General features: G+C 65.7%; 14 protein-coding genes. 2 read left to right on the top strand and 12 right to left on the bottom strand.

Going from position 1 to position 13,475, the window contains the following annotated elements; genetic code table 11:
- Positions 1–7: 7 nt before the first annotated feature.
- The 6 genes from C1877_RS13910 to C1877_RS13935 all read right to left on the bottom strand — a co-directional run bounded on the left by C1877_RS13910 (position 8) and on the right by C1877_RS13935 (position 5,957).
- On the bottom strand, positions 8–265 hold the full coding sequence (locus C1877_RS13910; RefSeq protein ID WP_334099493.1) for a 4Fe-4S dicluster domain-containing protein: 258 nt from the start codon (positions 263–265) through the stop codon (positions 8–10).
- A gap of 64 nt (positions 266–329) precedes the next feature.
- Positions 330–2,696, bottom strand: a complete 2,367-nt coding sequence (locus tag C1877_RS13915; RefSeq protein ID WP_041239388.1) for a molybdopterin-dependent oxidoreductase — start codon at positions 2,694–2,696, stop codon at positions 330–332.
- Positions 2,697–2,939: 243 nt separating this feature from the next.
- Positions 2,940–3,176 (bottom strand): hypothetical protein, encoded by a 237-nt coding sequence (locus tag C1877_RS13920; RefSeq protein ID WP_087191888.1) that lies wholly within the window; start codon positions 3,174–3,176, stop codon positions 2,940–2,942.
- 333 nt (positions 3,177–3,509) lie between these two features.
- The gene (locus tag C1877_RS13925) at positions 3,510–4,235 is read right to left on the bottom strand and encodes a trigger factor (RefSeq protein WP_114569440.1); all 726 of its coding nucleotides are present in this window, start codon (positions 4,233–4,235) and stop codon (positions 3,510–3,512) included.
- An 82-nt stretch (positions 4,236–4,317) separates the two neighbouring features.
- Positions 4,318–5,112, bottom strand: a complete 795-nt coding sequence (locus tag C1877_RS15510) for a helix-turn-helix transcriptional regulator (protein WP_244909863.1) — start codon at positions 5,110–5,112, stop codon at positions 4,318–4,320.
- Positions 5,049–5,957, bottom strand: coding sequence for a hypothetical protein (locus C1877_RS13935; protein ID WP_114569441.1), 909 nt, complete (start codon positions 5,955–5,957; stop codon positions 5,049–5,051). Before C1877_RS13935 ends, C1877_RS15510 begins: the two co-directional genes overlap by 64 nt.
- 393 nt (positions 5,958–6,350) lie before the next feature.
- On the opposite strand from C1877_RS13935, the gene C1877_RS13940 reads away from it, so the two are divergent.
- A complete protein-coding gene (locus C1877_RS13940; protein ID WP_015539705.1) occupies positions 6,351–6,677 on the top strand; it encodes a hypothetical protein in 327 nt (108 codons plus the stop codon).
- An 85-nt stretch (positions 6,678–6,762) separates the two neighbouring features.
- Here the strand turns inward: C1877_RS13940 and C1877_RS13945 are convergent, their stop codons facing one another.
- Complete coding sequence (locus C1877_RS13945) at positions 6,763–8,835, bottom strand: elongation factor G (RefSeq protein ID WP_041240332.1); 2,073 nt, start codon at positions 8,833–8,835, stop codon at positions 6,763–6,765.
- A 359-nt stretch (positions 8,836–9,194) separates the two neighbouring features.
- Here C1877_RS13945 and C1877_RS13950 point away from each other — a divergent pair, with 359 nt between their 5' ends.
- Positions 9,195–9,527: a hypothetical protein gene (locus C1877_RS13950; RefSeq protein WP_114569442.1), complete on the top strand. Its 333-nt coding sequence runs from the start codon at positions 9,195–9,197 to the stop codon at positions 9,525–9,527.
- Here C1877_RS13950 and C1877_RS13955 read toward each other — a convergent pair.
- The 5 genes from C1877_RS13955 to modD form a co-directional block, all read right to left on the bottom strand.
- Positions 9,487–10,254, bottom strand: a complete 768-nt coding sequence (locus C1877_RS13955; protein ID WP_114569443.1) for an ABC transporter ATP-binding protein — start codon at positions 10,252–10,254, stop codon at positions 9,487–9,489. The genes C1877_RS13950 and C1877_RS13955 overlap by 41 nt on opposite strands.
- Positions 10,238–11,149 (bottom strand): ABC transporter permease, encoded by a 912-nt coding sequence (locus tag C1877_RS13960; protein WP_015539707.1) that lies wholly within the window; start codon positions 11,147–11,149, stop codon positions 10,238–10,240. Before C1877_RS13960 ends, C1877_RS13955 begins: the two co-directional genes overlap by 17 nt.
- A 4-nt stretch (positions 11,150–11,153) precedes the next feature.
- Complete coding sequence (modA, locus tag C1877_RS13965) at positions 11,154–11,990, bottom strand: molybdate ABC transporter substrate-binding protein (RefSeq protein ID WP_041239392.1); 837 nt, start codon at positions 11,988–11,990, stop codon at positions 11,154–11,156.
- A 188-nt stretch (positions 11,991–12,178) separates the two neighbouring features.
- Positions 12,179–12,388, bottom strand: a complete 210-nt coding sequence (locus C1877_RS13970; RefSeq protein WP_114569444.1) for a heavy-metal-associated domain-containing protein — start codon at positions 12,386–12,388, stop codon at positions 12,179–12,181.
- Positions 12,389–12,565: 177 nt separating this feature from the next.
- Positions 12,566–13,408 carry a ModD protein gene (gene modD, locus C1877_RS13975; protein WP_114569445.1) on the bottom strand — a complete coding sequence of 281 codons (843 nt, stop codon included), beginning with the start codon at positions 13,406–13,408 and terminating at the stop codon, positions 12,566–12,568.
- Between the last annotated feature and the right edge of the window lie 67 nt (positions 13,409–13,475).

Below are 13,475 nucleotides of genomic sequence, written 5' to 3' on the forward strand. Positions count from 1 at the left end.
TCCAACATTACTTTGCGAAAAGCACCTGATTGGGCTTCTCAGCCAACTTAGCGGACAGCTCCTCGAGCGTGCCGTAGTACATGATGCCAGCCTGGCAGTGATGCACGCAGCTCGGAAGCCTGCCCTCGGCCACGCGGTCGGCGCAGAGGTCGCACAGATCCGTGGGCAGGGGAAGATAGGTCCACTCCCACTTGCCGTTGATGTTCTTCACCGGGCCGTACTCCAGCGTCTTGATGCCGTACTGGCCGATCGGAAGATCATGCACTTTCTTGCAAGCAACTTCGCACGTATGGCAGTTGGTGCAGAATTCGTAGTCGATCAGCAGACCGTTAGTCGCCTTCGAACCGGGTGTAGTCATAGCCACCGAAGCCACCTCCCTTGGTCACAATCTCGCTAGGCGAGCAATCATTTTCAGGCGTCACCTTGTAGCACTTGCAGAGCGTGCTCTTGTACGGGGCGCCGTAGTGCGTCGGGCCGTACACGCCCATCGTGGTCAGGTTGTTGCCGTTGCAGTCGAACACGCCGTACAGGTTCGGCTCTGCCGCCTCCTGCTCGGGGAACCACCAGCCGTGACGGGCACGGACGAGGTTCGGCATGAGGCCCGGAGCGATGTGCGCCTGCTGCTTGCACTTGCCGCGACGGTTCTCGAACCACACCCAGTCGCCTTCCTTCACGCCGATCTCCTCGGCGATCTCGGGCGAGATGTCGGCGATAGCCGTGGGGTGCACTTCGCGCATGGTCGGCAGCTGGCGATGCTCGGAGTGGAACAGGCCGATGTGACGGTGGCCGGACGTGTAGATGTACGGGTACTCCTTGTACAGCTCAGGCGTACGGTACGGGCTCTCGAACGGCTCCATGTGGTGCGGCAGCGGATCGAAGCCCCACACGTCGAACAGCGGCGAGGAGATCTCGTACATACCGGTAGCCGTGACGAAGCCGGGCTGGCCGTCCTCGCGGAGCAGGCCCTTCTCGTACTTGTGGTACGTCTCGTTCCAATCCCAGTAGTCGTACACCGTGTGGGTGAGGTCCTCGAACGTGTACGGAACGCCGTTGCCGTCGTCCTGGATCATCCACGTCAGGAAGTCGCGCACGGTCTCGAACTGGTTGAAGAAGTCCGGGTTGAAGCGCTTGCCCAGATAGAACACCAGCTCTTCGTCCATCATGCACTCGTAGTAACGGCCGGCTGCGGCGGTCATCGTGCGCAGCGGCTGCCACCAGGAGCGGAAGGAGTCGCGCTCGACGGACATGGCCACGGGGAGCACCAGGTCGGCGAAGGCGACGGCGGTCGGGGTCAGGTAGTAGTCGACGACGACCGTGTAGGGCACGTTCTGCCACGCGCGGTAGATGCGCGGGGCGTCGCCGCCCATGTTGGCGATCGGGTTCGTGCCATGGACCCACATCATCTGGGGCGGATACGGCACGCCCGTCTCCATGGCCTCGAGCAGGAGGTCAGGCGGGATGAACGGCGTGTAGCCGGCCTTGTGGATGGGCGACTGGTCGGTGCCGATACGGCGGTCGAGCATCTCCTGGGAGATGAACTCGAGGCCGCAGCCGTACTTCTTGGAGCTGTTGTAGGCGTAGCGCACGAGCACGTTGCCGCCGGGGACGTCGAGGTTGCCGCACAGCGCCGTGATGTCGGAGATGGCGAACGAAGCCTCCATGGCAGCGATCTGCATGTCGATGGCGAGGCCCCACTGGATGGCGCCGGGCTTGGCAGCAGCGAACATGCGGGCAGCGTCGTAGATCTGCTGCTCGGGGATCCAGCAGATCTCCGCGACCTTGTCGGTCGGGTAGTCCTGCAGGCGCTCGACGAGCTCGTCGAAGCCGTAGCACCAGTTGTCCACGAAGTCGTGATCGTACAGGTCCTCGTCGACGATGACGCGCAGCATGCCCATGGCGAGCGCGCAGTCGGTGCCGGGACGAACCTGGATCCAGATGTCAGCCTTGGAGGCCAGCCACGTGAGGGCCGGGTCCATGACGATGAACTTCGTGCCCATGCGCATGAGGTCGATCAGCCAGTGGCCGACGAAGCCGTCGGGGTTGGACGCGAGAGGCTCGTTGCCCCACACGATAACAACCTCGGGCTGCTTCCACTCCGGGTTGTCGTAACGATCCGGGTGCAGCTGGGAGGCGTCCAGGATCCAGCAGTCGCCGTCCTTCATGAGGTTGGCGGTCATGCGGGGCTGGTAGCAGGAGTCGGCAGAGAGGAAGCCGAACGACATGTTCGGGCTGCCGAAGACGGCGCGGAGGCACATGGCGCCATGCCACATGGCGTTACGGCCGGTGCCGGACAGGGCGACGATGCCCTCGGGCCCGATGCCGTTGTACTCGTCATGAATGGTCTTGCAGATCGTCTTGTAGGTGTCCTCGAGCCAGTCGAAGGCCTCTTCCCACGTGATGCGCTTCCACTTGTTCTCGCCCTTTTCGCCGTCGCGGAGGAGAGGCCACTTGAGGCGGTCGTTGTTGTAGATGTTCTCGACCATGTTCAGGCAGCGCAGGCACAGACGTCCCTGGTTGTACCCGAAGTTGGGGTCGCCCTCGATCTTCTCGAGCTTGCCGTCTTTGACGTACGTGAGCACGCCGCAGCCGTTGTGACACCCAGGTCCGGTCCAGACCGAGGTGCGGGTCACTTCATAACCATCCTCGTACCAACGCCAGTCTGTTTTGTACAGATCATGGTTGTATTCGTTGATCATGAAAAGCCCCCCTTTCATAAAAGAGATACCGATAAGATGAACTCTTATTCTTCAGAAACCCCGAAGCACGCTTATCTCGGGTCGCGCGGCCTCCTCAAACCTCGCTTCCCGCCTTCCCCGTGTCCGCTCGGTCTCCTCTTCCGCGCGGAGGATCGGGGTTTCTTAAAGACTTGCAATGACCCTCGTGCCGACGTGCATGCGGCCTCTCTCAAGCCGCTGCCGGAAGGATCGACCCGCTCCTGCTTACGCAGTAGGCGGCTTCGGCGCGCCAGGGGCCTTGGGGGCGCTCGGCGCAGCGCCGGGAGCCTTGGGGGCGCCGGGAGCGCTCGGGGCAGGGGCGTTCGCGCCCGTGCCGGCAGCATCCGCAGCGGGAAGCTCGGTGCCGCACTTCTTGCACTTGTCGTTCTCGGGCGGGTTGAAAGAGCCGCAAGACGGGCACTTCTTCATCATTTCGTCGAACGACGGCGGTCTGAAGCACATATCGTGGTTCCTCCTCTTCCTCATTGAATCTCGGTGGACAAGGTCTGTTCGCAAATACATTGGGGTGCATTCACAGCGCATAAGCTACCACGCGGCAAATCGGCGAAACTACCTTCGCGGGTATGAAAAAGGGCGATCTAGTACTGGCAGTCATACTCACTACTACGCGTGTATCGAGGCTTTTACCAGGGGAAACGAAAATCGGTCATGCAAAGGGGACGATACGGGGTATGAGGCCCCCAACATGCGGAAGGGCCCGCATTGCGGGCCCTTCCGAAGCGGCCGATGCCGGGAAGCGCGGGCCGTGGCGCCGGATGGCGCAGAGAAGCCGGGCTAGGCGGCGGGGGCGTCGTCCTCCGTCTCCACGACCGCCGTGTCCACCACGCTGCGCATGACCTTGACGCGTGCGGCTGCGCGCTGGGCGTCCGCCATGCGGCCGTTCGCCTCGATCTCGGCGAGGAACGCATCGGGGTCGTCCGTGGACAGATACTCGGTGAGCTCGGAGGGCGCGACCTCGGTCCCCGTGGCCTCGATCATCTTGTCGAGCGCCGCGTTGAGCTTCAGCTGGAACACCACGTCGTCGCGCAGCTTCTCCTCGAACTGCTCCGGCGTGAGATGCTCCTCGCGCAGGTAGCGCTCCTTCGTGGACCCGAACGACTTGAGGCGCTGCTCGTACTGGGCGTGCGAAGCCTCGATGTTCGCGGCGACGACATCTGCGGGCAACTCGCCCTCCAGGCGCGCCACGAGGGCGTCGGAGCACTTCTGGAACTTCGTGTTGTTCCAGGCCACCATGCCCTGGCGCTCGAGGTCCTGCTTGATGCCCGCGCGCAGCTCGGCCATGGTGCTGATGCCGTCGAACTGGCTCTTTACCCACTCGTCGGTCAGATCGCCGATGGAGCGGATGGGCGAATGGTTCGTGGCCGAGGCAACGTAGACGAACAGCTGAGCGTCGATGTCGTCGTCGGTGGCGACGGGCTGCGGCGGCATGACGATGTGCACGCTGTCGTGCGAGGAGAGCGCGAACGCGCTCAGGTCGAGCTGGGGTGTGGATTCTTGCATAGGGTGCTCCTTACGGTTGGCGGGGCGTCGCCCCTGATGGACAGCAAAACGGCGCGCCGTGGCGCGCCGAGATGGGCCGATGTCAGTCTTGCTCCTGCGATTTGATGTCTTCCTCGCGGAACGTCTCTATCAAGCTGAGCATCTCCTGCGACGAATGCACCCCGAGTTTGTGGTAGATGTTCGCTATGTGGGTCTTGGCCGTGTGCATGGAGATGACCAGCTTCTGCTGGACGTACTCGGCGTTGCGGCCCTTGGCTATGAGGAAGAATATCTCGGTCTCGCGCGGGGAGAGCTTGTAGAGCTCGGCGATGCCGCGGCACGTGCGCCGCCAGGGCGTGTCGGCGCGCTTCGGCTCGCCGGAGGGCTTCGACGACAGCGCGGGCTTGGACGGCGCGGGCTCGTCGCGCGGGGCGGGCGCCGAGGCGGCGGGCGCCGATTCGGCTGCGGCCTTCCTGGAGGCGGCGGGCGCGGGCGCGCCGGAGGCCGGGGCAGCCGCGGCTCCGGCCTCCGAACCGGCCGCGCCGCCCGTGGCGGCATCGCCGGATTCGGCGGACTCGGAGGTCATGCACGCAATCTGCGCCTCGAAGGACTCCTGCTCGCGGAACGGCGTGAGCACCGTGGCCACGAGCATGGTGATGGCGGCCCCGCACAGCGAGTAGAGCACGAGCGAGGGGTCGGCCACGCCGAACCCCGTGACCACGCACTTGCCCACCACCAGGCCCACGGCCAGGCTCACGTACACGAGCACGCGGCCGCCGTCGACGAGCAGCAGCGAACCGGGCTTAAGCCGCCGCGCCAGCCCAACGCCGAGTATCAGGCCGCCGAAGTCGAACAGGTTGAATCCTGCCAGGATAACCGTTTCGGATGCGAGGAGCACCCCCCCCCCCCGCCCAAGAAGGAAAGACCCACGATGCCGAGGACGAAGAAGAGCAGCGAGAAGCGGTGTATCGTGTCGATGTCGGCATTCGTCTCGGGCGCCTCGGGTATGAAGAAGATGACGATGCCCGCCAGCACGATACCCACGAGAACCACGGCGTTGCCCGCCATGAGCAGCGCGATGCCGCTGTTGATGAACCCGCCCTGCAACAGGCCGAACACGAACGCGTACACCGTGGTGGGCAGCAGCGTCTTCAGCGAATGGCGCAGGATGCTCTTGCGGGGCGGCTTGACGGCCGGGGCCGGGGCGGCCGCGTCGACCGGCTCGATGGTGCGCCAGTTCGCGATGAGCGACACGGTGGCCACCGCCGGCATGCACAGGGCCACAACGTAGCTGAGCGGCGGCACGAAGCTGCACGTGAGAAACGCGATCACGCCGCCGGCCATCATGTCGACCGCGAACGAGCGGAACAGGTGCCCCGCCGCCGCTTCCATATAATAGTGGAGCCACAGGAACATGAGGAACGCCTCGGAGAAGCCCAAAAGCACCACCGATGCGATGCGCCACGGCATGTCGGCCGAGAGCGTGGCCAGCGACAGCACCGAGGCCACCGTGGCGAGCAGGCCTGCCGCGCCCAGCAACAGCGTGGACGGCGCGGTCTTGTTGCGCTTCAGGAAGAAGCGGCCCACGCCCACGAGCGCCCCGAAGGACAGGGCCAGCGTGAGGTACAACGTGAACTGGCGCTCGAGGAAGAACGCGAACGACGGGTTGTCGGTCGCGCCGATGAAGATGGGAGAGAACAGTACCAGGTAGTGCCAGCTCAAGTTGACCTTGAACCCGATCATGGTCAAGGTCTTCGCATGGGAAGTCTTACCCTCTGATCGTTCCGGCACAGCTTGCGTCATCCGACACGCCCCTTTCCCCCTGATGAAAAGAAACGAGCAGTGCGTCGCTCGTCCTTCTCAAACCTTACCCGTTTTACCCGGAAAGGCCTATAGCCTACAGTACCAGAGCTGCTCATTTTCATACCGCGATAGGTACAAGGCTTATCAGGCCCCGTGCTAGGTTGATAGTTGCGCATGCGCGGCCCCGATCGCTCGACCATGCGCGTGACCTGCACGATCACTTCTCCCGCTTCGGCGCGCTCGTCTTCGCCCGAACCGGTCACGACCCTAGTATAAAGCATAACGTAATCGATCGAGTTAGATTATCGACCAACGACAGAAAGGACGGCCGTCATGCCGGGAGGATGCTGGATATGCAACCCGCTGTGCGGGAAATGCCAGCCCGCGCCCAAGAAATCGGGGAAGTGCCCCTCTTGCGGCACCTGCACCATCTTCGATCGCACGGAAGTGACGGCCGGGGCACCGCTCTTATGCAAGAAATGCGGCGAGGACCTGACAGCGCTCGTGCGCCCCGCGCCCCTGCGCTGCAACTACAGCGGCCTCGTGTGCGCCTACCCCTGCGGCAAGGGCGCGAGCGCGCATCCCGAGCACGGCTACCAAGTGTGCCGCCGCAACACCCCGCCAACCGAGGAGTGGCTGGCAGCGCACCCGGAGGCGTAGGAGCGAGACGCCATCCCTGTGCCCGTGCCCCACGACAAGAACGCCGCCCTTTCGGGCGGCGTTCTTTATCTCATCGCTCAACTTGCTAGTTGCCGGCGGCTCGGGCGGCTTGGTAGGCTTCCACGAGCCTCTTCGTCACGTCGGCGGGGGCGGGGTCGTATCCCTCGAGCTCCAGGGTGTACGAGCCGGAGCCGCGCGTGAGGGAGCGCAGGTCCTTCGTGTACGTCACCACCTCGGCGTAGGGCACGCGCATCATGATGACCGTCTCGCCCGCGTCGTTGGAGTCGGTGCCCACGATGCGTCCGCGGCGCGTGGAGATGTCGCCCATCACGGCGCCGGCGTACTCCTCGCCCACCGTCACGTTCAGGTTGGCCATAGGCTCCAGGAGAATGGGGTCGGCCTTCTCGCACGCGGCGCGGAAGCCGATGCGCGCGGCCGTCTTGAACGCCATCTCGTTGGAATCGACCGAGTGGTACGAGCCGTCGTACACGGCGCACTTCACGTCCACCATGGGATAGCCCGCCAGGAAGCCCTCGGCCATGGCGTCCTGCACGCCCTTGTCCACCGCGGGGATGAAGCCGCGCGGGATCTTGCCGCCCACGATCTCGTCCAGGAACTCGTAGCCGCCGCCGGGGTTGGGCTCCAGGCGCAGCCAGCAGTCTCCGAACTGGCCCGATCCGCCCGTCTGCTTCTTGTGGCGGCCCTGCGCCTCGGCCTTCTTGCGGATGGTCTCGCGGTAGGGGATGCGCACGGGCACGAGCCTCGCCTCGACGCCGGTCTGCTCCTTCAAGCGCGCGAGCAGCGTATCCACCTGGGCGTCGCCCATGGCGGTGACCACGGTCTGGTGCGTTTCCTCGCTGCGGTTGACGCGGACGGTGGGATCGGTCTCCACCACGCGGGCCAAAAACGTGCCCAGCTTGTCCTCGTCCTTCTTGTTCACGGCCTCGATGGCCACGGGGTACTGCGGCTCGGGCAAGGGCAGCGGGTCGATGGCCACGGTGCCCGACTTCGACAGCGTGTCGCCCGTGCGCGTCTCGGTGAGCTTGGGCACGACGACGATGTCGCCGGCCTTCGCGCTCTTCACGTCGTTGGTCTCCTTGCCCATCATGACGTAGAGGTGGCCCAGGCGGTCCTTCTTGCCCGTGCGAGCGTTCACCAGCTCCATGCCCGGCTCAAGCACGCCGGAGATGACCTTCATGAAGCTCAAGCGCCCCACGAACGGGTCGGACACGGTCTTGAACACGAAGCCTGCGGGCTCGCCCGTCTCGTCCACGAGCGTCTCCTCGCCGTTGGCCAGGCGGAAGCGGCCGTGGTGGCGCGGATGCGGGAAGTAGGTGGCGATATCCTCCATGACGCCCTGGATGCCCTGCTCGATGATCGTGGAGCCCACGAACACGGGGATGAACAGCTCCTGCGCGATGGCCTTGTCCAGCAGCTGCTCCAGCTCCTCCTGCGTGAGCTGCTCCTCGCCGTCGAGGTACTTCATCATGAGCTCGTCGTCGGCCTCGGCCACGAGGTCGCACAGCTTGTCGCGCGCGGCCTGCGCCGTCTCCACGTAATCGGCCGGGATGTCCTCGATGCGCTCGGCGTCGCTGCCGGGGTCGAAGTAGCGGGCCTTCATGCGGATGATGTCGATGACGCCCTTGAAGTCCGCGTCCACGCCGATGGGGATGGTCACGGGGCCCAAGCGCGAGCCGAAGCGCGCGTGCAGAAGCGCCATGGCGGTGTCGAAGTCGGCGTTCTCGCGGTCGATGTGGTTGATGAACACGGCGCGCGACAGGCGCATGTCCTCGGCCTCGCGCCAGAGCTTGGTGGTCATGACCTGCGGCCCCGCCACGGCATCGACCACGAACAGCGCCATCTCGGCCGCCTGCATGGTGGCCAGCGTGTCGCCGATGAAGTCGGGGTGGCCGGAGGTGTCGAGCAGGTTGATCTTGTAGTCCTTGTAGGGGATGGGGGCGATGGACGTGCCGATGGTGAACTTGCGCCGGATTTCCTCCTCGTCGTAATCGAGGTAGGACTTCCCGTCGTGGGTCGTGCCCATGCGGGGCGTGCGGCCCGAGACGTGCAGCATCGCCTCGGCGAGCGATGTCTTGCCGGCGCCGTCTTGGCCCACCAGCACAATGTTCCGTACGTGTTCGGTAGCAGGAGCTGCCATGTTGACCACCAACTTTCCTGTTGAGTGGCCCACGCCGTTGCCGTCTTCGTCAAGGCGCGAACCACAGTCGAGCCTAACCTACGAACTTCAAACGCGAACATGAAACCTTGACCTATAGTGTATCGCAAATGGCCGCCTCCCACACCCACAACGCCGGAATTCGACCGCTCGGGCGAAGCGCGGGACTCGCCTGCAGACGAAGCGCGGGTGGGTCTCCTTTGGAGAAGCCGCGGACAACACGTTACCGAACGGTGACGAACCCGTCGCCCGCGCCCTGGGGCCGGGCGCGGGCGAGCCGCAGCCCGTATAATCGGGACCGAGAGCGGCGCGAAGCCGCACCCCACGTAAGCGAGGAGACCATGAGCGACCACAGCCCCATCATCGACGTCGATCCCGTTGCCAGCACGAGCGATGCCGCGCGAGGCGCGCGCCCGTCGGAAGGCGATGCGTTCCGCGCACCGTCGTATGGAAAGGGTGCGGCGCAGGCCGCCGTCAACGCCACCATCATCGACGGCGGCACCGGCGCGAAGAGGAAGCCGAGCCGCATCGGCGGCGCCGTGCAGACCGCCGTCGGCGGCGCCCTCATGCTCGTGGGCGTGCCCATGCTCATCCTGCCCGGCCCCGGCCTGCTGGCCATCGGCGGCGGCGCCGTCATCGCAGCGGGCGGCGTGAAGAAGATGAGGGGGAAGTAGCGGAACCCGGATAGCGCAGGCCCAGGAACGTCTGCACCTCGGGCTCGAGGCCTTCCGGCTCGAACAGGGCGCAGGCTTCCCGCACCGCGCGCAGGCGGCCGTCCAGCACCACGCCCACGCGGTCGGCCAGCGTGCGGGCCTCGTTGAAGTCGTGGGTGACGAACACGATGGTGCAGTCGAACCGTGCATGCACAGCGCGCAGCGTGGCGTACAGACGCTCCTTCGTGGCCGGGTCCAACGCCGAGAACGGCTCGTCGAGCAGCAGTATCTCCGGCTCCAGCACCAAGGCGCGGGCCAGCGCCGTGCGCTGCGACTCGCCGCCGCTGATGATGCCGGGGTACCGTTCGGCCAGATGCCCGATATCGAACAACGAGAGCATGGCCTGCACGCGCTCGTCGCGCTCGCGCGGCGGGCAGCCGTTCATCCGCAGGCCGTAGGCGATGTTCTCCCGCACGGTCATATGCGGGAACAGCGCGTAGTCCTGGTACAGGATGCCCAGGTGGCGCTGCTGGACGGGCAGCGACTCCACGTCCTTGCCGTCCAGCAGGATGCACCCTCCGTCAAGGAGGAACGCGCCTGCTATCGACTCCATGAGGACGGTCTTGCCCGACCCGGTGGACCCCAAGATGGCGAACACCTCGCGCGGCCTGACGGACAAGCGGGGCACTTCGAGCACGAACGACCCCCGCTCCACGCGCAGGTCACGCACCTCAATGCTTCCGGCCATGCCAGGCTCCCCTCTTCGCCGCCTTGCGGCCAGGCCCGACACGGGTCGCCCCCACCGGCCGGTTCAGCAGGTTCGCCACCACGAGCGTCGCCGCCGACAGCAGGAGCATGATCATGGCCGTGGCCATGGCCGTCTCGTTGTTGCCGGTGGAGATGCTCAGGTAGATGCTCCCGGGCAGCGTCTCGGTCTTCATGCGCGTCACGCCCACCAGCATGAGCGTGGCGCCGAACTCGCCCATGCCGCGCGCCCAGGTGAGGACGAACGTGCTGATGAGCGCGTTGCGGCACTGCGGCAGAATGATGGTGCGGAACACGTCGCCGGGCGTGGCGCCCAGCGTCTTCGCCACGAACTCCATGCGCGGGCTCACGTCGGCGAACGCCGTGCGCACCATGCGGATGGCGAACGGAAGGTTCACGATGAGCTGGGCGAACACGATACCGGCCGGTTCGAACACCACCGCGAGCCCGGCCTCTTTGAGGGCCTTGCCGAACGGCGACGAGAAGATCAGCAGCAGCGCGAAGCCCAGCAGGATGTAGGGCAGCGACAGCGTGAGCTCCATGAGCACCTCGGCCACGCGTTTGAACGGCATGTTCGTGCGCGACAGCGCGTAGGCGGTCGGCAGCGCCAGCACCAGGCAGAGCACGGTGGAGATACTGGACGTGACCACGCTCATCCTAAGCGAGAACAGCACCTCGGCCGAGGTGACGGCCTCGCCGAAATGGGCGATGCCGCCGGCCACGATGGCCACGATGGCGCTGCCCACGAACAGCAGCACCACCGTGGCCACGGCCATGGAAACGCCCGAGAACACGTCGTGTTTCCGGCCGCGGTGCCGCCGCTCGCGGGCCGCCGCGCCGGGCCGAGTTCCCGGCATGGCGGCCTCGCGTGCCTCCATGGTGCTACACTCGCTCGTAGCCGTAGGCGGCCCAGATGTCCCACGCCGCGTCGGTCTGGAGGAACTCGCTGAATGCCTTGGTGGCCTCGGCATCCTTGGCGCAGGTCAGCTGCGCGGAGGGAACGGTCTTCACGAACGCGTCCAAATCGGGGGTGTCCACGATCTTGACGCCGTCGCCCTTCACGTTCTCCTTCCACACGATGCCTGCGTCGCCCTCGCCGTTGGCCAAGGCGGTGGCGATCTGCGGTGCGGTGGTCGTGGTGGTGAGGACGTTCGCTGCCATGAGCGAGTCCCACAGGCCCGCCTTCGTCAGCGCGTTCTTGGCTATCTTGCCGATGGGGGTGGACTCGGGGTCGCCCACCAGCACGCGCGAGGCCCCGGACAAATCGGCCAGGCCGGCGACGTTCTGCGGATTGCCGGCGGGCACGGCCAGCACCGGGATGTGCTTCACCAGGTCGGTGCTGGTTTCCACAAACGCCTCGACGGGCTTGAGCTCGTCGGCCGAGCCGGCGATGAAGAAGTCGCCCTGCTCGGTGGTGGTGATCTGCGTCTGGATCTGCGCCGCGTTGGCGAACGTCACGTTCACGGTGCAGCCCGTCTCGGCCTGGAACGCGTCGGCGATCTCCTGGAACGGGTCGGTCATGCCGGCCCCGCAGTAGATGTCGAGCGTCTTGCCCTCGAGCGCCTTCTCGGCCGCTGGCTCCGGCTGGCCCTCCGACTCGCCTTGCGCGGGCGACGAGCACCCGGCGAGCATGCCGGCTGCCAGCATGGCGCACAGGCAGGCGGCTAACGCGAGAACCCTCGCAATCCCCCGGCGATGACCTTTCGATAGTGCATTCATGATACCCCTCCTCGATTACCCTTTTCTTTTCCCAACGGCCCAGGGCCGAATTATTCCAATCTTATAATATTTCTAATCGGAAGTATATATGTTTAAGGTTAATATATTGAATTGAGGATAGGTAGTACGGGGAGCGAACCGGCGACGGGAACGCGCCGCCGGCATCTTGAACGCCAGGAGGGCCGGCGTCAGTCCTCTACGACGAAGTCCTCGGCGGCGATGGCGGCCTTCACGGCGGCGAGCGTGGAAGGCTGGCCGTCGTACGCGAGCTCCACCTTGTCGGCCTCGAAATCGGCTGCAACGGACTCCACGCCGTCGATCGCCCTCACGGTCTTCTCCACGCGGGCCGTGCATTTCGGGCAGTGCATGCCCGTCACCTTCAACGTTTCCTTGATCATGATCTTGTTCCTTCCCTTGTCGCATCCGGGCGGCCTTCGCGCCCGGCGATTCTTTTTTCGCCGATGGACGATGCGTCTCGTTTTCGGTCCCACTTATCGTACAAATGTTTCACGTGAAACACGGGCGGCAGGCGGCCCCGTCCGCGGCCGCCTCCCGGCCGCCGCAGCGCCGCCCTCTCACAACCGGCGCATGCGCACGCTCATGTCCAGCGGCTTGGCGGCGAAGGGGGCCGTGGTGGCCAGGCCGTCCACGCCGGTGGCGGCGTAGGCGGCGGCGTTGCCCGGGTTGATGCCGCCGGCCGCGACAAGCGTGACGTGCGGGTCGATGGCGCGCAGCTCGGCCACGAGGGTTGCCAGCTCCTCGGGCGGGATCTTGTCGAACTGGATGCCGTCCACGCCGGCGGCCGCGAGCACGCGGGCGCGTTCGGCGTCGGCCTCCACGAACAGCTTCTTCTCGATGCAGCGCGCCTTCACGGCCGGCAGCTGCTCTACGAACGCGTCGAAGCCGCCGAAGAACGTGAGGTGGTGGTCGAACACGAGCACCGTCTCGGAGAGCCCCAGCCGGTGCGGGAACGCCCCGCCCGCCATGACGGCGCCGGTGAGCAGGTCCTTCGCGCCCGGCTGGCTCTTGCGCGTGGTGAGCACCTCGCAGCGCGGGTTCGCGCCATGCGCCGCGTCCACCATGGAGCGCGTCTTCGTGGCCACGGCCGAGCAGTGGTCGAACACGTTCAGGCATACCTTCCACGCCGCATGCAGGTCGGCCGACGTGCCGCGCACGGTCATGAAGGTGCCGCCGGCCGCCACGCGCGTGCCGCTCGGCTCGGCCGATTCCACCTCGCAGCCCAGCTTGCCCATGATGCGCCGCACCACCTCGGTCCCGGCCAGCACGCAGTCCTCCCGCGTGAAGTAGTCCATCTCGCCGGGCTCGTCGCCTATCCCCAGCACCGCGCACGTCAGGTCGACGTAGGGCACGTCCTCGGCGATGAAGCCGTCGATGCGCGCATCGGAAATTCGCAGCATGCTTCCCCTTCCCTCTTCATAATGATAGCCATACCAGAATAAACCAACACGCGCCCCGCGCCTAGCG

This window comes from Gordonibacter pamelaeae (assembly GCF_003340385.1).
Lineage (GTDB): Bacteria > Actinomycetota > Coriobacteriia > Coriobacteriales > Eggerthellaceae > Gordonibacter > Gordonibacter pamelaeae.